The organism is Pseudomonas sp. KBN10P06128 (assembly GCF_037574945.1).
GTDB classification, from domain to species: Bacteria; Pseudomonadota; Gammaproteobacteria; order Pseudomonadales; family Pseudomonadaceae; genus Pseudomonas; species Pseudomonas aeruginosa.
The window spans coordinates 207236-228590 of sequence record NZ_JBBELR010000001.1 but is presented as its reverse complement, the minus strand read 5'-3'; the positions used below and the strand labels follow the sequence as shown (position 1 = coordinate 228590).

The following is a 21355-nucleotide window of genomic DNA, read 5'->3' as shown; positions in this document are numbered from 1 at the left end:
TCAGGCCGCCGGCGGGGTCAGTCCGCAGCCCTTGAGGATGATCCGCACCAGGTTGTCGGCGGCGGCGGCGAAGTCCTGCCTGGACATGCGCTTGCGGCCGGTGACCAGGCCGATCTGGCTGGCGAAGTCGGCGTAGTGCTGGGTGCTGCCCCAGAGCAGGAAGATCAGGTGCACGGGATCCACCGGGTCCATCCGGCCGGCGGCGATCCAGGCCTCGAATACCGCGGCGCGGCCGCGGAACCAGCTGCGGTAGTCCTGGTTGAAATGCGCGGTGAGGCACTCGCCGCCGCTGATGATCTCCATGGCGAAGATCCGCGAGGCCAGCGGGTAGCGGCGGGAGAACTCCATCTTGGCGCGGATGTAGCGGGCCAGCGCCTCGGCCGGATCGTCGTCGACGCCGAGGGTGTTGAAGGTACTGTCCCAGAGTTCGAGGATGTTGCTCAGCACCGCCGTGTAGAGGCCCAGCTTGTTGCCGAAGTAGTAGTGCAGGTTGGCCTTGGGCAGGCCGACGTTCTGCGCGATGGTGTTCATGCTGGTGCCCTTGAAGCCGTGGCGGGCGAACTCCTCCTCGGCCGCGGCGAGGATCGCCTCCTCGTTCTTCTGGCGGATGCGCCCGGCCGGCTTGTCGCGGGCGGCCGGGTCGTGGGCGGGCACTGTCAGGGTCATGCGCAGGTTTCCATCGGCGTGATCCCCGCGTTGATACCCCAGCCCGGCCGCGGGACACAAGCCAGGCGCGGAAAAATTTGCAAACGCCCGTATCAACCCAGCGGCTTGCGCCAGCGCGCCAGGGCGCCGCCCTTCGCGCTGGCCTGCGCCGCTTCGGCAACGCGCTCCTCGGGCAGCAGCAGGTTGAGCAGGATGGCGGTGATGCCGCCGCTGGTGATCGCCGAGTCGAACAGGGTCTTCACCACCGCCGGCATCTGGTCGAGCAGGGTCGGCTGCGCGGCCACGCCGAGGCCGACGCCGAACGAGGCGGCGATGATCAGCACGCTGCGGCGGTCCATCGCGGTCTGGCCGAGAATGCGGATGCCGGCGGCGGCGACGCTGCCGAACATCACCAGGGTGGCGCCGCCGAGCACCGGCTTGGGGATCTGCTGGAGGATCGCGCCGATCCAGGGGAACAGGCCGAGCGCCAGCAACACGCCGCCGATATAGATCCCGACGTGCCGGCTGGCCACCCCGGTGAGCTGGATCACCCCGTTGTTCTGCGCGAAGGTGGTGTTCGGGAAGGCGCTGAAGGTGGCTGCCAGCAGGCAACTGACGCCGTCGCCGAGCACTCCGCCGCGCAACCGCTGCAGATACGCCGGCCCCTCCAGGGGCTGCCGCGAGAGCATGCAGTTGGCGGTCAGGTCGCCGACCGTCTCGATGCTGCTGATCAGGTAGATCAGCGCCACCGGCAGGAAGGCCATCCAGTCGAAGGCGAAGCCGAAGCGGAACGGCTGCGGCAGGCTGACCAGCGGCAGCTCGGGCAACGCCCGCGGAACGAACAGGCCGGTCGCCCAGGCCGCCAGGGTACCCAGCGCCAGGCCGATGACGATGGCGGCCAGGCGCAGCCAGGGCAGGCGCGAGCGGTTCAGCAGGACGATGCTCAGCAGCACCAGCGCGCCCAGCGCGAGATTGGCCGGTGCGCCGAAGTCCGTGGCCCCGGCTCCGCCGCCGAGGTCGGTGATGCCGACCTTGATCAGGCTGACGCCGATCAGGGTGATGACGATGCCGGTGACCAGCGGCGTGATCACCCGGCGAAGATGGCCGAGGAAACGACTGAGGACGATCTGCACGAAGGCGCCGAAGAAGCACACGCCGAAGATCATCGCGAGGATCTCCTCGGGACCGCCGCCGCGCTGCTTCACCAGCATCCCGGCGGCCAGCACGGCGCCGAGGAAGGCGAAGCTGGTGCCTTGCAGGCAGATCATCCCGGCGCCGATGCCGAACGGCCGGCGCGCCTGGATCAGGGTGCCGGCGCCGGAAACCATCAGCGCCATGCTGATCAGGTATGGCAGGTGCTCGCCGAGGCCGAGCAGCGAGCCGATCACCAGCGGCGGAGTGACGATACCGACGAAGCTGGCCAGCACGTGCTGTAGCGCGGCAAGGAAGGCGGGAAGCGGGCGCGGCCGGTCGTCGAGGCCGTAGATGAGGTCGTTGGGGCGTTGGTCTTCGCTATGCATCGGGCCGTCTCAAGTGGCGCTCCTCGGACAGGAGGAGGATGCACGGCTTCTGCAAAAAGCTGTCCAGGTGATCAGCTTATTCCTGCCGCTCAGGCTGCAGGACGCGCCCGGCGTGGGTCGAGCGAACAACGGGAGGCAAACGCAAGGACCACGGAGGCGACCGTCGCGCACCGTGCCGATGCACGGCGCGCAATGACGGGGCGCGCTGGCGGGGCCCGGCCGGCAGCCCCGCGCGACGGACTCAGAAGTGGTACTTGACCAGGAAGCTGGCGGTGTTCTGGTCGGTGGTGAAGTACTGCGAGTCCTTCACGCCGTACTTGTCGGACCAGTAGTCGTACTCCAGGCCCACGTACAGGTGCTTCGCCTCGTAGCCGAGGGCCTTGCCCAGGTCGTACTTGACCTGTGGGTTGAAGTGCAGGTTGGCGTGGTAGTCGCTCTGGTTGCGGCGGCTGGTGCTGGCGCTCTTGTTGTTGATCACCCAGTCCATGTAGCCGTCGATGAGGATGTCGGAGTTGCCCACCGGAATGGTGTAGGACCACACCGGGGTGATCTGCCAGGCGCCGGCGCGCACGCGGTTGCCGTCGGGCTTGCGGTAGTAGAAGTTGAGCTGGAAGTAGTCGAAGCCGGGGATCGCCAGGTCGAAGCCCGGGCCGAGCAGGTAGGCCTCGGTGTCGCCTTCGCCGAACTCGTAAGTGCCGGCCAGCAGCACGTCCTTCACCGGGCCGAAGGAGAGGTCCGCTCCGGTGAGCTTGCCGAAGCTCAGGCGCGGAGTGATCTCGCCGTAGTAGGTGTTCTTGCCGTTGCTGGCGTCTTCCTTGCCGTTGTAGTTGATCTGGTCGAAGAAGATGAACAGGTCGCCCCAGGTCCAGCCGCTGGCATGTTCCAGGGTGAAGGTCTGCTGGATCGGCGGGTTGATCTTGAAGTTCTTGCCGTAGAGGTAGGTCAGGCTCTCGTTGTGCCAGAGCAGCGGCCCCGAGTCGGTCTCGTGGGTCGGCGTCATGTCATGGTCTTCGGCGACAGCCTGGCCTGCGGCCAGCAGCCCCCCGGCTAGCATCACGGTGGCGAGTGTGCGGCTCATTGAAACGCTCCTGGAGTGAATAGCTTTTTTTCTAGTGGGCGAACCTGTCCGAGCGGTCAGGCCTCGCCATGGATAGCAAGAACGAAGCCAAGACGGCGCGGGCGCTTCGCCGGGTTTCCAACGGCGAAGGGAACACCTGTTTTTTCAGTGTTCTGGACAAAGGCGGCGAAATGCCTCCAACCTCTCTACGACGGCAAAAACCTGACCCCAAGGACAGTTTCTGCCTTGCGCTGGTGCATGGTCGGGAGGGGCGTGCTCGACTTTGGGATGGCAGCGCGAAGAAAACTGGATACACAAAAGCGTTTTGTGACAAAAAGAATCAGTAGGATTTTGTACACAAAACACTGCGTGGTATTTCTACACATCACCGCCCCGGCGTTCGGGCGAGAAGCGGCGCGGATGATGCCAGAGACGGCGGGCGGAATTCATCCCCGAATGGGGTTTTTCGTCGGGTTTCAGGACGCCCGGACGTAAATTCGCCAGGGCCTGGGAGACTCCGGTGGCATGACATCCAGAAAGCGCTCTCGATGTCGCGTAGCGGAGCGCGCTCGAGTACGGGTCGCCTGGCAGCCTATGCCTGCCGGGACTTCTTGCTTCGCCATCCGCAGGGCGGATACGCCTTGGGCATTATCCGCCGGACAGGTCTCCCCGCCTCACCCACATGGGTCCCCTCACCACACCGCGATCTGCGAATCGGTGCGCGGCTCGGTGCCGCCACAGAGCACGCCGCTGGCCGGGTCACGCAGGACGATCTGGCCGCGCCCGTAGCTGGTCGAGTCGTAGGCGATCTCCACCTGGTGCCCACGCTGCGCCAGCTCCGCCGCCAGCGCGCGCGGCGCGGCATGTTCGATGCCGACGCGCAGCCCGCCCAGCCACTGCCAGCGCGGCGCGTCGAGGGCAGCCTGGGGGTTGAGGCCGAAGTCCACCAGGTTCATCACCATCTGCACGTGGCCCTGCGGCTGCATATAGGCGCCCATCACGCCGAACGGGCCGAGCGGCACGCCGTCCTTGCTGAGGAAACCGGGAATGATGGTGTGGAAGGTCTGCTTGCCCGGCTCCAGGCAATTCACGTGGTCCGGATCGAGGCTGAACTCGGCGCCGCGGTTCTGCAAGGCGATGCCGGTGCCGGGCACCACCACGCCGGAGCCGAAGCCGTGGTAGTTGCTCTGGATGAACGAGACCAGATTGCCCTCCTCGTCGCCACAGGCCAGGTACACCGTGCCGCCCGGCCTCGGCTGGCCGGGGCTGGGATCGAGCGCGCGCTCGCCGATCAGCGCACGGCGGCTGGCGGCGTAGTCCTCGTGCAGCAGTTCCTCGACCGAGACCCGCATCGACTGCGGCTGGCTGATGTAGTGCAGCCCGTCGACGTACGCCAGCTTCATCGCCTCCAGTTGGCGATGCCAGGTCCGCGCGCAGTCGCGCTCGCCGAATTCGAAGCCCTTGAGGATGTTCAGGGTCATCAGGGCGATCAGGCCCTGGCCGCTCGGCGGAATCTCCCAGACGTCATAGCCACGGTAGTTCAGCGAGATCGGTTCGACCCACTTCGCCTGGTAGCCGGCCAGGTCCTCCGCGCGCAGGTAGCCGCCGCTGCGTTCGGCGTGGCCGACGATGGCCCTGGCCAGCTCGCCGCGATAGAAGCTTTCGCACTGGCTGCGCGCCAGCTCGTCCAGGGTGTCGGCCTGGCCCGGCTGGCGGAACACCTCGCCGGCGCGCGGCGCCCGGCCGTCGATGAGGAACTCGTCGAACCAGGCCCGCAGCTCGGGCCGCTGCGGCAACGCCGCGCGGAACTTGTCCAGGCCGCTCTGCCACAGGCGGGCGATCACCGGTGAGACCGGAAAGCCATCGCGGGCCAGCTCGATCGCCGGCCACAGCAGTTGTTCGAACGGCAATTTGCCGAAGCGCCGCGACAGTTCGGCCCAGGCCGCCGGACAGCCCGGCACGGTGACCGGCGTCCAGCCGTACAGCGGCATCCGCTCGTGGCCGGCGGCGCGCACCCGCTCGCGATCGAGCAGGCCCGGCGCGCGCCCGCTGGCGTCCAGGCCGTGCAGGCGGCCGCGGGTCCAGACCAGGGCGAAGGCGTCGCCGCCGATCCCGCAGCCGGTCGGCTCGACCACCGTCAGCGCGGCGGCGGTGGCGATCGCCGCGTCGATGGCGTTGCCGCCACGGCGCAATATCTCCAGCCCGACCTGCGCCGCCTGCGGCTGCGAGGTGGCGACCATGCCGCGGCGGGCATGGACCGGCGAACGTTGCGAGGCGTAGGGAAGCGCGTGGGCGGAGAAGTCGAGCATCGGCGTGGGCTCCGGGAAACTTGAGGCGGCAGGTTAGCCCTGCCAGACTCTGCCGACTAGCGACACGACGCCAAGTCATGACGATGAACGGACAGCCTGCGGAACTGCACCGCCCGATTCCCACCCTCGCCCGCCTGCCACGGCCGGTCTACGCGCGCGCCGAAAGCCTGCGCGCCGGCTCCTGGACCTCGCGCCACCGGCACGCCTGGGTGCAGCTTTCCTACGCCATCAGCGGCGTGCTCGGCGTGCATACCGCCGAGGGCAGCTTCTTCGCCCCGCCGCAGCGGGCGATCTGGATTCCGGCGCAACTGGAACACGAGGTGGTCACCTCCACCCGCGCCGAGATGCGCAGCCTGTACATCCGTGGCGACGCCTGTGCCTGGGCGCCGACGCGCTGCCGGGTGCTGGAGGTGACGCCGCTGGCGCGCGAGCTGATCAAGAGTTTCTGCGAGTTGCCGGTGGACTACCCGGAGGGCGACAGCGCCGAATCGCGGCTGGTGCAGGTGCTGCTGGACCAGTTGCGGCTGCTGCCGGAGGTCGCCTTCTCCCTGCCGATGCCGCGCGAGCCGCGCCTGCTGCGGCTGTGCCAGGCACTGATCGACGAACCGACCCAGAGCCTGACCATGGGCGACTGGGCGCAGCGCCTGGGCACCTCGGAAAAGACCCTGTCGCGCCTGTTCCAGCGCGAGACCGGGATGAACTACCGGCTCTGGCGCCAACGCCAGCGCCTGCTCGCCTCGCTCAACGCGCTGGAGGCCGGCGACAGCGTCACCGGCGCCGCCCTGGACAGCGGCTACGACTCGACCTCGGCCTACATCGCCGCCTTCAAGGGACTCTTCGGCTTCACTCCCGGCGAACTGTTCCGCCAGCGCTGAGCCCGGCGAAGGGCCCAGCGCGCGGGGCTCAGAACACGTCGATGGGGTAGTCGACGATCACCCGGTATTCGTCGATGTCGTTGTCCACCGCGCTGTAGCCGCCGGTGCCGCGGTGGGTGGCCCAGCGCAGGCGCAGCGAGAGGTCCTTGGCCGGACCGCCCTGGACCACGTACTGCAGGTCGAGGTCGCGTTCCCAGTGCTTGGCGTTCTTGCCGTCGGCGCTGTACCAGCCGCCGTAGCCGGGGCTGTCCGGATCGACCCGGGTCAGGTCCAGCTTGCCGCGCGAGTACGAGGCCGAGGCGCTCAGGCCGGGCAGGCCGAGGGCGACGAAGTCGTAGTCGTATTGCAGCTTCCAGGACTTCTCGTTGGGACCGTTGAAGTCGGAATACTGCTGCGAGTTGTCGAGGAAGATGCTGTCGCCCTGGTTGATGTAGTCGAACGGCGTGTTGCCGTTGACCTTCTGCAGCACCGCGGTGACGGTGTGCTGCTTGTAGCCGACCGCGAAATGCAGGCTGTAGGTGTTGTTGTCGATCCGGCCGAGCAGCGAGTCGCCGCTGTCGACGGTCTTGTAGTAGTGCGCGCCGGGGTTCAGCGACCAGTTGTCGTCGATCTCGTAGGTGTAGTCGACGTCGGCGTAGTACTGCTTCCAGACGTTCTGCAGTTCGGCGGCGTACAAGCTGCTGGTGAAGCCCTCGATGCCGCCCCAGGTGCCGCCCAGCCAGCTGAGATGATGGCTGTCGCGGTCGCTCGGCAGTTCGCCGTAGTACGAGCCGAGGCGGCGGTGGCCGCTCTGGTTGTAGTACTTGGTGAAACTGACCTGGCCAGCCGTGAGGGTCAGGTCCTCGAAACTGTTGTTGGTCAGGCTCACGCCGCGGAAGGTCTGCGGCAGCATGCGCGACTCGCCGCCGGCGACCACCGGGTTGCTGAGGAACTGGTCGCCCAGCTTCAGCTCGGTGTCGAAGGCGCGGATCTTCAGCGCCGCCCCGCCACTGGAGAACTCATCGGGCGCCTTGCCGGACTCGTAGCCTTCCTTGCTCGGCGCGGTGATCGGCAGGATGCTGGTGCCGCCGGTACCGCCGCCGCCGTCGAGCTTCAGCCCGAGCATGCCGTAGGCGTCGACGCCGAAGCCGACCACGCCGGGCGTGTAGCCGGACTGAAAGGTGGCGATGAAGCCTTGCGCCCATTCCTTGCTGTCGTGCCCGGAAGCGTGCCGGCGGTCATGGTTGAAGTAGTAGTTGCGGGTCAGCAATTGGAGGCTGGAGCCTTCGATGAAGCCTTCTTTGGCTTCCCCCTCATCGGCCCAGGCGGCGGACGCGGTGCACAGCGCCAGCGCCATCGGCGTCAAGGCGAACAGATTCCTCATTGCGGTTGCTCCTTCTTACAGCGTGGTGAAATCCGGCAAGGCCGGAAAGCGTGTTGTGGTGTCGTTCCCGGCGACGCTTCTGCTGGCCTCGCGCGGGCGATCGCTCCCATGGGGCGCCCAGCCGGGCGCAACCCGAAAAAAAAGGCCGCTGGTATCAGCGGCCTTGAGAAGACGTCGAATAGGAGCAATCAAAGTTCGGCGTCGGGAAGTCTTGCCAGTGTATTTCCGGACACTGGAAACCGGCTGGAACACAGTCGGACTCTTCTATTGAAAGTCTCTTCGACTCATCGGGCTTTAGGCTTTCCACGTCCCGCTCTTGCATGGCGAGATCGATGAAGACAGAACGAATATCGTCGACAGCCAGCGACAATTATCCATTGAGCTGGCGCGATTATATTTTTTTGCCACTATCGGAAAAACCCGATATCCAACGAAAGTCTTTTACATATTCTGCAAGAATTCTCCGAACGGTCAGGAAGGCAAAAAAAACGCCGCATATCATATGCGGCGCAAGGACAGGGTACCCAGGCTCACGCTTCCCGAGTACCCGGGGGAAGCCATGGCGCGGCTGGCGCCATGCGCTAGATCAGGAGTCGCTGCGGGCCCCGGCCTGCGCGGCGGAAGCGGAAAGTTCCTGCTGGTGCTCGATGGCCTGCTGGTTGGCGTCGACCATGCGGTTGGTCATCAGCGAGGACTCTTCGGCGAAACCGGCCTGGGAAAATGCGAGGGAAAACAGACTGAGTATGGCGGCAGCAAGGATCTGGCGATTCATGGCGGGTCTCCGATGACACCCTGTTCACTTGGGACAGGCGCCATATTAGTTAACCGCCATGCTCGGAAAAATAGCCAAACAGACGAGAGAGTATTACCTCAATAACAACAATCCTTCACTGTGCCCAGTAACTTGAACTTTGCATGGTGGTTTCGTCGCGGGCGAATGCCTGGGGAAGTTCCTGTTGCAACAGATCGACCCAGGTGCGGATCTTCGCGTCCAGGTAACGCCGCGAGGGATACAGCGCATAGATGGTCCGCTCGTGCATGGCATGGCCGGGCAACACCCGTAGCAGCTCGCCGTTGCGCAGCGCCGCGGCCGCCACGTAGCTGGGCAGCAGGGCGATGCCGAGGTCGGCCTTGGCCGCCTGGGCCATGACCTCGGCGACATTGACCATGAAGGTGTTCTGCGGGCTGACGGTGCGCTCGCCCTGCTCGTCGGCGAAGATCCAGCCCTCCGGGTAGGCCGGATCCTGCAGGCGCAGGCAGACGTGGCGCTCCAGGTCGTCCACCGAGCGCGGCACGCCGTGCTGTTGCAGGTAGCCGGGACTGGCGCAGAGTACGCTGTGGATGCTGCCCAGGCGCTGGGCGACGAACTCCGAGTCGGGCAACTGGCGCTCGCCGGTGATCAGCACGTCCTGGCCTTCCTCGAGCATGTCCGGGTTGCGCTGGGACAGGGTCAGCTCGATCACCACGTCGGGGAACAGTGCGCCGTAGCGGGCGATCATCGGCACCAGGTGATGCTGGCCCATGCCCATCAGCGACTGCACGCGCAAGCGGCCGCAGGGGCGGATGTGCGCGCCGGCGGCTTCGGCCTCGGCGACCTCGATGTCCTCGAGGATCCCACGGCACCGCTCCAGGTAGCGCTCGCCGGCCTCGGTCAGGGCCAGGCGCCGGGTGGTGCGGTGCAGCAGGCGCGTCTGCAGGTGCGCCTCCAGGTCGGAGATCAGCCGCGATACCTGCGCGGTGGACAGGTCCAGGGCCTGGGCGGCGGAAGTGAAGCTGCCGCTGTCCACCACCCTGGCGAACACGCGCATGCCTTGCAATGTGTCCACTATTACCTCGGTTGCAAAACAGATTCGTAAATTGGTCGGATTTTCCCTGGCGCCGGGCTGCCTATACTGGCCGCCGTCGCCGTAGCAACGCCGGGCATACCCTGCCCGGCGTCGGGGCGGATGGCCCACCCGCCGTCCGCTCTCCTTCCCCCCGCACAGACTCTGCTACGGCGGCGCCCCCTTCCCCTTCCGCCGCGCTCAGCGTCCCGGTTCCGGAATCCGGTACCAGGCGACGTACAGCGCCGGCAGGAAGATCAGCGTGAGCAGCGTGGCGGCAACGATGCCGCCGATCATCGCATAGGCCATCGGCCCCCAGAACACTTCGCGGGCGATGGGGATCATCCCCAGGCTGGCCGCCGCCGCCGTCAGCAGGATCGGCCGGGTGCGGTGGTGGGTGGCTTCCAGCACGGCCTCCCAGGGCGTCTTGCCGTCCTTCTCGAAGGCATCGATCTGGGTCACCAGGATCACCGAGTTGCGGATGATGATGCCGATCAGCGCGAGAATCCCGAGGATCGCCACGAAGCCCATCGGCGTGCCGGTCGGCAGCAACGCCGCGACCACCCCGATCAGCCCCAACGGCGCGACGCTGGCCACCAGGAACAGCTTCTGCACGCTCTGCAACTGGATCATCAGGAAGGTCGCCATGAGGAACAGCATCAGCGGCACCACCTTGGCGATCGGGCCCTCGGCCTTGCCGCTCTCCTCCACCGTGCCGCCCACTTCGATCCGGTAGTTCGCCGGCAGGCCGTCGGCGAAGCGCTTGACCTCCGGCGCCAGCCGGGCGACCAGGTCGGTGGGCTGGATCTCGCCGCGCAGCGACGCCTTCACCGTGATCGTCGGCTTGCGGTCGCGGCGCCACACCAGCGGCTGCTCCAGCTCGTAGCTGACCTTGGCGAACGCCTTGAGCGGGATCGAGGTGCCGCTGGGCGTGACGATCTGCAGGCTCTCCAGGGTCTCCAGCGAGCCGCGCTCGCTATCCTCGGCGCGGCCGATGACGTTCACCAGGTAGATGTCGTCGCGCACCTGGGTCACCGCGCTGCCGGTCACCACGCTGTTCATGATCTGCGCCACGTCCTCGGAGGACAGCCCGAGCTGGCGCGCCTTGTCCTGGGCGATGTCGATCTTGAGCATCTTCCCGGGCTCGTTCCAGTCGTAGACGATATCGCCGATGTTCGGGTTGCCGTCGAGCACGCCGGCCAGGCCCATGGCGTACTCGCGGACCTTGTCGATCTGCGGTCCGCTGACCCGGTACTGGATCGGCCGTCCCACCGGCGGCCCCATCTCCAGCGGCTGCACGTAGGTGCTGATGCCGACGTAGTCCTTGCGCAAGCGATCGCGCAAGCGTGCGGCGACGCGCTCGCGGGCCTCCAGGTCCTTGGTGACGATCACCAGTTGGCCATAGAAGTTGTTCTGCAACTGCTGGTCCAGCGGCAGGTAGAAGCGGATCGCGCCTTCGCCGACGTAGGCGCTCCAGTGGTCGATGTCCTCGTCGTCCTTCAGCGTCGCTTCCAGGCGGTCCATCACCGCCCTGGTCTCGTGGATGCTGCTGTTTTGCGGCAGGTTGAGGTCGACCAGCAGTTCCGGACGGTCGGAAGACGGGAAGAACTGGTGCTGGACGAACTTCATCAGGAACAGCGACACGCCGAACAGCAGCGCGGTGAGGAAGATGGTCGTCCAGCGCCGGCGCATCGCCAGGTGCAGCAGGCTGTCGAAACGCTCGGCGATGCGCCCCTTCTTCTGCTCCGACTTGTGCTTGAGAGTCTTCGGCAGGATGTGCACGGCGATCACCGGGGCGAACAGCACCGCGACGATCCACGACAGCAGCAGGGCCACGGCGATCACCGCGAACAGGGTGAAGGTGTACTCGCCGGCGGAGCTGGCGTTGAGCCCGATGGGCACGAAGCCGGCCACCGTCACCAGGGTCCCGGTGAGCATCGGGAAGGCCGTCGAGGTGTAGGCGTAGGTCGCCGAGTCGTGCAGCGAGTCGCCCAGTTCGAGGCGCGTGATCATCATCTCCACGGTGATCATGGCATCGTCCACCAGCAGGCCGAGGGCGATGATCAGCGCGCCGAGGGAAACCCGCTGCATGGTGATGTCGGTGTATTCCATGAACACGAAGACCATCGCCAGCACCAGCGGGATCGAGCAGGCCACCACCAGCCCGGCGCGCAGGCCGAGGCTGACGAAGCTGACGATGAGGACGATCACCACCGCCTCGAACAGCGCCTGGGTGAAACCGCCGACCGCCTTCTTCACCACCTGGGCCTGGTTCGACACCTGGTGCACGCCGACCCCGACCGGCAGTTCGCCGGTGATCTCCTGCATGCGCGCATTGAGCGCCTCGCCGAACTCGAGGATATTGCCGCCCTCCTTCATCGCCACCGCCAGGCCGATGGCCGGCTCGCCCTTGTAGCGGAACAGCGAGGTCGGCGGGTCGACGAAATCGCGGCTGATGCTGGCCAGGTCGGACAGCCGGTAGAAACGATCGTTGACCCGCAGGTTGACCGCCTGCAGGTCCTTTTCCGAACGGAAGTTGCCGGAGGTGCGCACCGAGATGCGCTCGGGGCCGGCCTCGACCACGCCGGACGGGGTCACCGCGTTCTGCGCTTGCAGGCTCTGCACGACCTGGCGCTGGTCGAGACCGAGGGCGGCCAGCTTGCGGGTGGAGAAGTTGAGGTAGATGACCTCGTTCTGCGCACCGATCATCTGCACCTTGCCCAGGTCTTTCACCGAGCGGATGTCCAGGCGCACCTTCTCCACGTAGTCGCGCAGCTGGCGGAAGTCCAGGCCGTCGGCGGTGAAGGCGTAGACGCTGCCGAACACGTCGCCGAACTCGTCGTTGAAACCCGGTCCCTGGATGCCTTGGGGGAATTCGCCCTGGATGTCGGATATCTTCTTGCGCACCTGGTACCAGATATCCGGGATGTCGCCGGCCTTGGTGGTGTCCTTGAGGTAGACGAAGACCGTCGATTCGCCGGGTCGCGTGTAGCTCTTCACGTAATCCAGCGAGTCCAGCTCCTCGAGCTTCTTCTCGATGCGGTCGGTGACCTGCTCCAGGGTGTCGTCCACCGTGGCGCCCGGCCAGCGGGTCTGGATGACCATGGTCTTGATGGCGAACGAGGGATCCTCCTCGCGCCCCAGGTTGAGGTAGGAGAACACGCCCATCACCAGCGATACCGCCATCAGGTACCAGACCAGGGACTGGTGGCGCAGGGCCCAGTCCGACAGGTTGAAACCGCCCTTCATCGCGCATCCTCGTCGAGTTTGATCTTCTGGCCGGGCTTGAGGCTGTTGACTCCGGCGCGGACCACCCGGTCGCCGTCGGCCAGGCCCTGTCCGATCACCACCTGGCGTTCGTCGCGGCTGAGCACCTGTACCTCGCGCAGGGCCACGCTGGACTGTTTCCCATCGACGACCCAGACCTGGGTCTTGCCGTCGCGCTCCAGCAGCACGCTGGCCGGCAGCACACTGCGCACGCTACCGGCGCTGCTCAGCTGGACCTGGATGGTCGAGCCGAGGCGGAACGCCTCCGGCGTCTGCGCCAGGCTCAGGCGCACGCGACGGGTGCGGGTCGAGGCGTCGGCCTGCGGACCCAGCTCGCGGATGCTGCCGGTGGTCCTGGCCTGCGGGTCGAGCTGGGCGCTGACCAGGAAGCGCGCGTCGGCCGGCAGGCTCTCGGCGACCTCGGTGGGCAGGTCGAAGACCGCCTCGCGCACCTCGGGCCGGGCCAGGGTGACCACCGCCTGGCCGGCGCTGACCACTTGCCCGGCCTCGGCGTGCCAGGTGGTGATGACGCCGTCGAAATCGGTCACCAGGCGCGTGTAGGAAAGCTGGTCCCTGGCCTGCTGCACCGCCGCTTTGGCCTGGTCGAAGCTGGCCTGGCTGGTCTTCAGGCGGGTCCGCGCATCGTCCAGGCGCGCCTGGGCGGTGACGCTGCGGGCGAACAGTTCTTCCTGGCGCCGGGCATTGGCCTGGGCGTCGATCAACTGCGCCTCGGCGCTGGCCAGGTCGCCCTGGCTGGCGCGCAACTGGTTCTGCTGGTCGGTGGGGTCGAGGGTTGCCAGCAGCGCGCCCTTGCCGACGAAGTCACCGACGTCGAACAGGCGCGAGGCGATCCGTCCGTTGGTGCGGAAGCCGAGCACGCTCTCGTAGCGCGCCTGGATGCTCCCGGCGAAGCGACCGAGGTCGTCGTTCTTCAGGGTCTTCACGGTCACCGTCAGCACCGGCCGCGGCGGTGCCGGCGGCGGCTCGTCGCCGCAGCCGGAGAGGAGCAGGGCGAAGCCGAACAGGCCGGCGAGGGAAAACGGCTTCATGGCTGGCCTCCGCCCACGGCGTCGCGGCTGGCGGTGCTCTGGGTCGGCTGCGGCGGCTGGGCCACCTCGACCACCTGGCCCGGATGGAGCAGTTGGCCGCCCACCGTGACCACTGTCTGGCCCGCCTCCAGGCCACCGTCGATGACCACCTTCTCGCTGGCGTAGCGTGCCACCCGCACCGGTTGCAGGCGCACCTTGCTTTCCTGATCGAGCAACCAGACCGCCGGCTGCTCGCCGTCCTTGGACAGCGCCGACCAGGGCAGCACCACGCTGTGCGCGGCCGGCGCGGCGACGCTGGCGTTGACCACGCTGCCGAGGCTCATTTCCGCCGGCACCGAGTCGAGGCCGACCTTGACCTTCAGCGTACCGCTGCGCTCGTCCACCGTCGGGGTGATCTCGCGGACCTTGCCGCTGGCGGTGACTTCCGGCTTGCCGAGCAGGCTGACGGTGATCCGCTGGCCGTCGACATCGTGGCTGAACAACGACTCGTAGACGTTGAACACCGCGTCGCGCTCGCCGTCGCGGGCCAGGGTGAAGATCGGCACGGTGGCCTGCACCACCTGGCCGACCTCGGCCTGGCGGGCGGTGATGACCCCGGCGTCGGAGGCACGCAGCTCGGTATAGGAAAGCAGGTCGCGGGCGTTGGCCAACTGCGCCTGGGCGGCCTTCAGCGAACTCTGCGCGCTGCGCACCGAGGCCAGCGCCTGGTCGTACTCGCTCTGGCTGGTGTAGCCCTTGGGCAGCAGCGCCTTCTGCCGCTGGTAGTTGAGGTCGGCGAGCTTCGACTGCGCCTGCTGCGCGGCGACCGCCGCCTGGGCGTTCTCCACGTTGCTGCGCTGGTCCTGCGGGTCGAGCCGCGCCAGCACCTGGCCAGCCGCGACGTGGTCGCCGACATCGACCAGGCGCTCGACGATCTTGCCGCCGACACGGAACGACTGGTCGGCCTGTACCCGTGCCTGGATGTCGCCGGTGATCGAGGTGGCCGAGGCGAACTCGGCCATCTTCACCGTCTGCGCCAGCACACGGACGTGTTCCTCGGCGGGCGGCTCGGCGCCGCAACCGACAAGCAGGCTGGCGCACAGGATGGCGGGCAGCGCCATCCGCGACCAGCGACCTTTGGAATGAAAAGCGCCTCTGGCGTCTGACATGCCTTCCCCTTCGCGATCCATACAGATACCGGCCGATCCGGCCGGAAACTCCCAGAATTGGCAGGGATTCTAGCCGCGTCCCCAAGGATTGCGACTATCAGATGGAAGCGGGGGTTCCTTTTCCAAACTTGTGGAGGGGATCGCCTCCGGCGTCAGGTGAACAGGCGCGCGCTCAGCTCGCGGCTGGCCTCCAGCAGCAAAGGCAGGAAACGGCTTTCCAGTTCGGCGCGGGAGACCCGCCCGGCATGGGTGCCGACGTTCAGCGCGGCGAGCACGTGGCCGGCGGAGTCGCGTACCGGCACCGCCAGCGAGCGCAGGCCGACTTCCAGCTCCTGGTCGACGATGCACCAGCCCTGGCGACGAATCTCCACCAGGCACGGCAGCAGGGTCTCGGGGGTATACAGGGTACGGCTGGTCTTGGCCTGCATCTCCACTCCGCCGAAGTAGGCGTGCAGCGCGTCGTCGTCCAGCGCGGCGAGGAGGATGCGGCCCATCGAGGTGCAATAGGCGGGCAGCCGGCTGCCGACGTTGAGGTCCACCGAAATCAGCCGCTGGGGAGTGGCCGAACGGGCGATGTAGAGCACGTCGTCGCCCTCCAGGGTGGCCATCGAACAGGCTTCGTGGAGCTGTTCGCTGAGGCGGTCGAGGATCGGCTGCGCAGTGATCGCCAGCGGCGTCGACGACAGGTAGGCGTGACCGAGGGTGAGCACCTTCGGCAACAGCGAGTAGGTGCGCCCGTCGGTGGTGGCGTAGCCAAGCTGCATCAGCGTGTGCAGGCAGCGACGCACGGCGGCGCGGGGTATCTCGGTGCGGTGGCTGATCTGGGCGATGGTCAGGTGCCGCTTGCGCTCCTGGAACGCATGGATCACCGCCAGGCCACGGGCCAGCGAGGTCATGAAGTTGGGATCGCCGGTGAAGGCCTCGATGCGCTTGGCTGGCGAAAGGACGGTCGGCGGCGCCAGGGTGGCGGGGTGTTCCGGGAGTTCGCTCATGGACGTTCGGGCTCGGGTCACGGAAAGGCTCGCCGATTATCGGACACTCGTTCGATCATCGCAATTGACCGGAGCGCCTCCGACTGTAGTACTGTCGGGGCTACCCATCGCCCTCCGGGAGTAATGTCAGGTACCCATCGGCGGGTTCTGGGTACGCCCTTGCCGCTCCGGCAAGGGCGCCCTTCCTTCCCGCGCGTCCCGCGCGATCGATGCGCCTAGAAGTCGAAGAACACCGTCTCGTTGTCGCCCTGGATGCGGATGTCGAAACGGTAGGCGAGCTGTCCGTCCACTTCGCAGCGCCGCGCGAGCAGGGTGTCGCGACGCGGCGCCTGCTCGATCAGGTTGAGCACCGGACAGGCGGCGTTGGCCTCGGCCTCGTCATCGAAGTACAGCCGGGTCTGCAAGTGGATGTTGATGCCGCGGGCGAACAGCGAGACGTTGATGTGCGGCGCCATCGGCACGCCCTGGGCGTTACGCACCCCCCCCGGCTTGACCGTGTGCAGGGTCCACTCGCCGGCATCGAAGGTGGTGGCGGTGCGGCCGAAGCTGTTGAACGGTCGCTCCGGATCGTAGCGCTCCTGGTAGCGGCCTTCGCTGTCGGCCTGCCAGAACTCCAGGAACGAGTCGCGCACCAGGTGGCCGTTGCCGTCGTAGACGTGGCCGAGCAGGAGGATGTGCTGGCCCGGCGCGTCTTCGCGGGCCATGCGGTTCCAGATCTCCAGGTCGCGGGTCGGGTTGCCGGCGGCGGCCAGCGCCAGGCCGATGTGGACGTAGGGACCGGCGGTCTGGGAAGGGGTTTCCCGCAGCAGTTCGTGGCTCATGGTCGGCTCCTCAGGCGTTTTCGAAGAAGGTCTTGCGCTGCCCGCGCAGGACGATGTCGAAGCGGTAGGCCAGGCAATCCATCGGGTTGGCCATGCTCATGTCGAGCCGGCCGATCAGGCTCTGCGCCGCCTCCGGGTCGGCAAGGGTGCGGATGATCGGGCACTTGGGGATCAGCGGGTCGCCCTCGAAGTACATCTGGGTGACCAGCCGCGCGGCGATCGCCGGGCCGCTGACGGACACGTGGATGTGCGCCGGGCGCCAGTCGTTGGGGCCGTTGCGCCAGGGATAGGGCCCGGGCTTGATGGTGCGGAAGTAATAGTGGCCCTCGCTGTCGGTGAGGGTCCGGCCGACGCCGCCGAAGTTCGGGTCGAGCGGCGCCAGGTAGCGGTCGTTCTTGTGCCGGTAGCGCCCGCCGGCGTTGGCCTGCCACATCTCCACCAGGGTGTGCGGGACCGGCTTGCCGTACTGGTCGAAGACCCGGCCGAACATGATGATGCGCTCGCCCTGGGGCAGGCCGCCGTGGTCGAAGTTGAGCAGCAGGTCGTTGTCGTGACGGCCGAGCCTGAGGTGGGAGAAGTCCGGCCCGCTGGTTTCCGAGAGCGATTGCGGGATGCTCACCAGTGCCTGGCTCGGCGAGCGCGGCACGGAGGTCTTGTAGTCGGGGGTCAGGGCTTTGGGGTGCCAGTTTCGGTCACGGATGACGAAACGACGGCTTTCGGCGTCGTGCATGTCGAGCTCCTGTTATTCGCGTTATCGGTCGCCAGGCTTGTGGATTCAGGCATGGAAAACGAAGTCTTGCGCAGGAGGCGGGACGGGGACAGTGAATTATCCGGCCCCATACATAACCATTTGGTTATGCTTTATCAGTGCAACTCGGCGGCCACCTCGCGCAACACCGCGCTGAACCATTGCGCCCCCAGTGGCAACGGCAAGGCCGCGTTGTGGCACAGCCCGACCGAACCGCCCGGTTCGCGGATACCCAGGTCCAGCTCGGCCAGCTCGCCATTGCCGACGTCCAGGCGCACGGCATCGCGCGGCGCCACCCAGATCGCCTCGCTGCGCAACACATAGCTGCGGCTGAGGGTCGGCGAGAGGGTTTCCAGGCGCTGTCCGGCGAGCGGGATGCCCCATTGCACGAACAGGCTGTCGGCGTGGCGGCGGATGGTGGTGCCGGCCAGCGGCAGCACCAGTGGGAATTCGGCCAGCCGCTGCAGGTCGCCGAGGGGCGCGGCGAGCAAGGGGTGGCCGGGACGCACCACCAGCATCATCGACTCGCTGTACAGGTGCTCGAAGGTCAGGCCCTGGATGTCCGGGCTATCGGTCATCCGCCCGACCACCAGGTCCAGCTCGCCGACCTTCAGTTGCGCCAGCAGGTAGGCGCTGGGGCCGGTGGCGACGCTGACCACCAGCGCACCGTGGCGCCGGTGCAGGCGCCGGATCACCTCGGGCACCACCAGGCTCTCCACCGTCGACAGCACGCCGACCCGCACCGTCTCGACCTGCGCCTCGTGGCCGCGCAGGGTGTTCACTCCGTCGCGCAGGGCCTGCACGCAGGGGCCGGCATAGCGCAGGAAGGTCACCCCCGCCTCGGTCAGCTCGGCGCCGGCCTTGCTCCGTTCGAACAGCCGCGCGCCGAGGATTTCCTCCAGTTCCTTGAGGGTCTTGGAGATCGCCGGCTGCGACACCGCCACGGCGTCCGCCGCCTTGGCGAAGCTGCGCTGGCGGGCGACTTCGAGGAAGCAGGCGAGGTGGCGGAACTTGATGCGGTTGTCGAGGTTCATGGGGTGGCCGTGGCGGCGAGTGGTGCGGGCATGGTACCCAACGGGCAGGTTGGGGACGAGGTGGCGTGCGATGAGATCGCGCCCTGGCGCTGCTCCGCGTCCCTCTCCCTGAAGGGAGAAGGCACTGGATGGAGCATCGTCGAACGGAACGATTCACCGATCCTGCGCCGGGCAGCACCGCGGCAGCCCTTCTCCCTGCCTGGCCAGAGGGCGGGAGAGGCCTCCCATCGTCCAGGAGGACGCCAGGAACCCCGCCAGGAACGAGCGCCGACTCAGAACTCCACCGTCGTCGACAGCTGGAACTGCCGAGGCTCGCCCATCGCCACGTACAGGCGATTGGCACTGGACGGGTAGTAGGTGCGGTCGAACAGGTTCTTCACGTTGAGCTGGAACTTCACGCCGTGTCCGCCGAAGCGGGTGTCGTAGCTGGCGAAGGCATCGGCCACGGTGTAGGACGGCAGGTCGAAGGAATTGGCCGGGTCGCCCGGGCGCTTGCCGACGTAGCGCGCGCCGCCGCCCAGGCGCAGGCGGTCGCCGCCGAAGAGCTGGCCGAGTTCGTAGACCGCCGACAGCGACGCGGTGTTGCGCGCCACGTTCTGCAGGCGCTTGCCCTCCAGGGTCGGGTCCTCGGTGACTTCCGCGGCGAGCCAGGCGTAGCTGCCGATCAGGCTCCAGCGTTCGCTGAGCTGGCCGGTGAGGTCCAGCTCCAGGCCGCGCGAGCGGACCCGGCCGGCGGCGCGCACGCTGCTGTTGCCGGCACCGTCCAGTTCGTTGACCAGCACGTTCTTCTTGCGGATGTCGAACAGCGCCAGGGTGCCGCTGAGACGCCCCGGCACATCCAGCTTGGCGCCCAGCTCCCAGGAGGTCGCCTCCTCCGGCAGGATCGCCGAATCGATGGTCTCGCCGGTGCTCAGCGGGGCGATGGTCGAGTTCGGCTTGAACGAGCGCGTGTAGCTGCCGTACAGCGAAACCTCGTCGCTCAGGCGGTAGACCAGGCCGCCGCGCGGCACCCATTTCTGCCCGTTGATATCGGTGTTGGCGTTGAACGGCCGGCCGCGCCCGGCGAGCTGGTCGTAGATCTGGTAGCGCGCGCCGCCGACCAGGATCCAGCGTTCGTCCAGGTGGATCGAGTCCTGGAAATACAGCGAGTCGCTGCGCAGCTTGTCGGTCTGGTCGCTGTCGCCGGCGACCACCCGGGTCGACGGCACCACCTGGCCATAGGCCGGGTCGAGGTAGTCGAAGCGGCTGGTCTTGCTGTCGCGCAGCAGGTCGGCGCGGAAGATCTTGCGCTTCTCGTGGTCCATGCCGAATTGCAGGTCATGTTGCATCCCGGCCAGTTGCAGCGTTCCGCTCAGGCCGAGGGTGGCGAAGCTGTCGCTGCTGACCGCGCCGTGGGTGCCGTCCATGCGCCGGGTCAGGGTGCCGTCGGCATTCACGGCCATCACCCGGGCCTGGTTGTCGTCGTAGGTCTCGCGACTGTAGCCGTAGCCGAAGTGGGCCTTCCAGGTGTCGTCGAGCTGCCGTTCGAGATCCAGGCGGGTCAGCTCGGAACGGCCCTCGGTGATGTTGAAGGGCTCGTCCAGGCGCCGGCTGCGCGGGATGTCCAGCGGGCGGTTGGTACGCGGGTCGATGGCCGTGCCACGGTCGAACGGCGTGGTGAACTCGCGGTGCTCGTAGCTCAGGTTGACCGTCGTGTCCTCGCCGTACCAGGCCAGCGAGGGCGCCACCAGCGTCTCGCGGCTCTTGCCGAAGTCGCGCCAGTAATCCTCGTCCTCATGATCGAGGATCATCCGGTAGGCCAGTCCGCTGTCGCCCAGCGGGCCGGTGGAGTCGAGCTGGCCGCCGCTGCCGTTGCGCCCGTGGGCGTAGGCCGAGCCACGCAGGGTCAGGGCGTTGGCTTGTTGCAGTTGCGGCTTCTTGCTCACCACGTTGACCACCCCGCCCGGGTCCTGGATGCCATAGAGCAGGGATGCAGGCCCCTTCAGCACCTCGACGTGGCCGGCGGTGGCGGTGAAATTGCGGCCCTGCACCGAGGGCATGCCGTCGCGCATGATCGAGCCGTCGCGGTTGTCGCCGAAGCCGCGTTTCATCACCGCGTCCTGGGTACCGCCGAGGGTGTTGGCCTGGGTGATGCCGCTGATGTTGCCCAGCGCGTCGTCAAGGTTGCGCGGGCGCTGGTCCTGCAGCGCCTGTGCCGGGACCACGCTGATCGCCTGGGGGATTTCCAGTAGCGGCGCATCGCCGCGGCTGATCGAGGCGTTGGCCGCCGGCCGGTAGCCCTGCGCCGGGGCGGCGGCGGACACCGTCGTGGCATCGAGGTCGAGCGCGCCGCTGGCGGGGATCGGTTCCAGGGTCAGGGTGCGCTCGTCGATCCGCCGCGCGCGCAGGCCGCTGCCCTGCAGCAGGCGTTGCAGCGCCTCCTCCGCGTCCAGCGAACCGTGCAATGCCGGGGCGGTCGCCTGCGGCGGCAGCTCGGCGGTGTAGAGCAGCGTCTGCCCGCTGGCCCGGCTGAACGCGTTGAGCGCCTGGGCCAGCGGCGCGGCAGCCTGGCTGAAGCGGTAGCGAACCGCCTCGGCGGCCTGCACGGTGGCGGCGAGACAGCCGAGGCTGAGGAACAGGGCGGGGAGAGTACGCAGGGCGAAGCGCGGGAAGGGGGTCATGGGTTGCTCGTGTCGGTCGCTTTTCTAATGCGAATCAATCGCGG

The 21355-nt window shown here is 67.4% G+C and carries 17 protein-coding genes; 2 read left to right on the top strand and 15 right to left on the bottom strand.

What is annotated here, in order from left to right; translation table 11 throughout:
* From VQ065_RS01025 to VQ065_RS01015, 3 genes are all read right to left on the bottom strand, one after another.
* The gene (locus VQ065_RS01025) at positions 1–666 is read right to left on the bottom strand and encodes a TetR/AcrR family transcriptional regulator (protein ID WP_003083903.1); all 666 of its coding nucleotides are present in this window, start codon (positions 664–666) and stop codon (positions 1–3) included.
* A 92-nt stretch (positions 667–758) separates the two neighbouring features.
* Positions 759–2165, bottom strand: a complete 1407-nt coding sequence (locus VQ065_RS01020; protein WP_003083900.1) for a uracil-xanthine permease family protein — start codon at positions 2163–2165, stop codon at positions 759–761.
* Between the two features lie 241 nt (positions 2166–2406).
* A complete protein-coding gene (locus VQ065_RS01015; protein ID WP_003083898.1) occupies positions 2407–3243 on the bottom strand; it encodes an outer membrane protein OmpK in 837 nt (278 codons plus the stop codon).
* Positions 3244–3311: 68 nt separating this feature from the next.
* Between VQ065_RS01015 and VQ065_RS01010 the strand changes: the two genes are divergently transcribed.
* Positions 3312–3569 carry a hypothetical protein gene (locus VQ065_RS01010; protein ID WP_123788637.1) on the top strand — a complete coding sequence of 86 codons (258 nt, stop codon included), beginning with the start codon at positions 3312–3314 and terminating at the stop codon, positions 3567–3569.
* Positions 3570–3914: 345 nt separating this feature from the next.
* Here VQ065_RS01010 and VQ065_RS01005 read toward each other — a convergent pair whose 3' ends face one another.
* Positions 3915–5531 (bottom strand): gamma-glutamyltransferase family protein, encoded by a 1617-nt coding sequence (locus VQ065_RS01005; protein WP_014603475.1) that lies wholly within the window; start codon positions 5529–5531, stop codon positions 3915–3917.
* A gap of 77 nt (positions 5532–5608) precedes the next feature.
* Here VQ065_RS01005 and VQ065_RS01000 point away from each other — a divergent pair, with 77 nt between their 5' ends.
* Positions 5609–6406, top strand: coding sequence for an AraC family transcriptional regulator (locus VQ065_RS01000; RefSeq protein WP_003083886.1), 798 nt, complete (start codon positions 5609–5611; stop codon positions 6404–6406).
* Positions 6407–6434: 28 nt separating this feature from the next.
* Here the strand turns inward: VQ065_RS01000 and VQ065_RS00995 are convergent, their stop codons facing one another.
* The 11 genes from VQ065_RS00995 to VQ065_RS00945 all read right to left on the bottom strand — a co-directional run bounded on the left by VQ065_RS00995 (position 6435) and on the right by VQ065_RS00945 (position 21311).
* Entirely contained in the window at positions 6435–7769 is a 1335-nt protein-coding gene (locus tag VQ065_RS00995) for an OprD family porin (protein WP_003083884.1), read from the bottom strand.
* A gap of 586 nt (positions 7770–8355) precedes the next feature.
* Complete coding sequence (locus VQ065_RS00990) at positions 8356–8541, bottom strand: hypothetical protein (RefSeq protein ID WP_003083879.1); 186 nt, start codon at positions 8539–8541, stop codon at positions 8356–8358.
* A gap of 115 nt (positions 8542–8656) precedes the next feature.
* A complete protein-coding gene (locus tag VQ065_RS00985) occupies positions 8657–9595 on the bottom strand; it encodes a LysR family transcriptional regulator (RefSeq protein ID WP_003083876.1) in 939 nt (312 codons plus the stop codon).
* A gap of 198 nt (positions 9596–9793) precedes the next feature.
* Complete coding sequence (gene triC / locus VQ065_RS00980) at positions 9794–12841, bottom strand: triclosan efflux RND transporter permease subunit TriC (protein WP_003083874.1); 3048 nt, start codon at positions 12839–12841, stop codon at positions 9794–9796.
* Positions 12838–13908 carry a triclosan efflux RND transporter adaptor protein TriB gene (triB, locus tag VQ065_RS00975; protein WP_003083872.1) on the bottom strand — a complete coding sequence of 357 codons (1071 nt, stop codon included), beginning with the start codon at positions 13906–13908 and terminating at the stop codon, positions 12838–12840. Before triB ends, triC begins: the two co-directional genes overlap by 4 nt.
* Positions 13905–15056, bottom strand: coding sequence for a triclosan efflux RND transporter adaptor protein TriA (gene triA, locus VQ065_RS00970; protein WP_003128363.1), 1152 nt, complete (start codon positions 15054–15056; stop codon positions 13905–13907). Before triA ends, triB begins: the two co-directional genes overlap by 4 nt.
* A 152-nt stretch (positions 15057–15208) precedes the next feature.
* Positions 15209–16048: an IclR family transcriptional regulator domain-containing protein gene (locus VQ065_RS00965; RefSeq protein WP_003083866.1), complete on the bottom strand. Its 840-nt coding sequence runs from the start codon at positions 16046–16048 to the stop codon at positions 15209–15211.
* Positions 16049–16263: 215 nt separating this feature from the next.
* Positions 16264–16869 (bottom strand): protocatechuate 3,4-dioxygenase subunit alpha, encoded by a 606-nt coding sequence (pcaG, locus tag VQ065_RS00960; protein WP_014603473.1) that lies wholly within the window; start codon positions 16867–16869, stop codon positions 16264–16266.
* Between the two features lie 10 nt (positions 16870–16879).
* Positions 16880–17599, bottom strand: coding sequence for a protocatechuate 3,4-dioxygenase subunit beta (gene pcaH, locus VQ065_RS00955; protein ID WP_003102187.1), 720 nt, complete (start codon positions 17597–17599; stop codon positions 16880–16882).
* A 134-nt stretch (positions 17600–17733) separates the two neighbouring features.
* Positions 17734–18651 (bottom strand): pca operon transcription factor PcaQ, encoded by a 918-nt coding sequence (gene pcaQ, locus VQ065_RS00950; RefSeq protein ID WP_003083859.1) that lies wholly within the window; start codon positions 18649–18651, stop codon positions 17734–17736.
* A 272-nt stretch (positions 18652–18923) separates the two neighbouring features.
* Complete coding sequence (locus tag VQ065_RS00945; protein ID WP_003083856.1) at positions 18924–21311, bottom strand: TonB-dependent siderophore receptor; 2388 nt, start codon at positions 21309–21311, stop codon at positions 18924–18926.
* Between the last annotated feature and the right edge of the window lie 44 nt (positions 21312–21355).

Bases quoted from the DNA above. Each gene is read 5' to 3' on its own strand.
- VQ065_RS01000 (WP_003083886.1), top strand. From the start codon at position 5,609: ATGACGATGAACGGACAGCCTGCGGAACTGCACCGCCCGATTCCCACC.
- triC (WP_003083874.1), bottom strand. From the start codon at position 12,841: ATGAAGGGCGGTTTCAACCTGTCGGACTGGGCCCTGCGCCACCAGTCC.
- VQ065_RS01015 (WP_003083898.1), bottom strand. From the start codon at position 3,243: ATGAGCCGCACACTCGCCACCGTGATGCTAGCCGGGGGGCTGCTGGCC.
- pcaG (WP_014603473.1), bottom strand. From the start codon at position 16,869: ATGAGCCACGAACTGCTGCGGGAAACCCCTTCCCAGACCGCCGGTCCC.
- VQ065_RS00995 (WP_003083884.1), bottom strand. From the start codon at position 7,769: ATGAGGAATCTGTTCGCCTTGACGCCGATGGCGCTGGCGCTGTGCACC.
- triB (WP_003083872.1), bottom strand. From the start codon at position 13,908: ATGAAGCCGTTTTCCCTCGCCGGCCTGTTCGGCTTCGCCCTGCTCCTC.
- triA (WP_003128363.1), bottom strand. From the start codon at position 15,056: ATGTCAGACGCCAGAGGCGCTTTTCATTCCAAAGGTCGCTGGTCGCGG.
- VQ065_RS01025 (WP_003083903.1), bottom strand. From the start codon at position 666: ATGACCCTGACAGTGCCCGCCCACGACCCGGCCGCCCGCGACAAGCCG.
- VQ065_RS00965 (WP_003083866.1), bottom strand. From the start codon at position 16,048: ATGAGCGAACTCCCGGAACACCCCGCCACCCTGGCGCCGCCGACCGTC.
- pcaQ (WP_003083859.1), bottom strand. From the start codon at position 18,651: ATGAACCTCGACAACCGCATCAAGTTCCGCCACCTCGCCTGCTTCCTC.
- pcaH (WP_003102187.1), bottom strand. From the start codon at position 17,599: ATGCACGACGCCGAAAGCCGTCGTTTCGTCATCCGTGACCGAAACTGG.
- VQ065_RS01005 (WP_014603475.1), bottom strand. From the start codon at position 5,531: ATGCTCGACTTCTCCGCCCACGCGCTTCCCTACGCCTCGCAACGTTCG.
- VQ065_RS00990 (WP_003083879.1), bottom strand. From the start codon at position 8,541: ATGAATCGCCAGATCCTTGCTGCCGCCATACTCAGTCTGTTTTCCCTC.
- VQ065_RS00945 (WP_003083856.1), bottom strand. From the start codon at position 21,311: ATGACCCCCTTCCCGCGCTTCGCCCTGCGTACTCTCCCCGCCCTGTTC.
- VQ065_RS01010 (WP_123788637.1), top strand. From the start codon at position 3,312: ATGGATAGCAAGAACGAAGCCAAGACGGCGCGGGCGCTTCGCCGGGTT.
- VQ065_RS01020 (WP_003083900.1), bottom strand. From the start codon at position 2,165: ATGCATAGCGAAGACCAACGCCCCAACGACCTCATCTACGGCCTCGAC.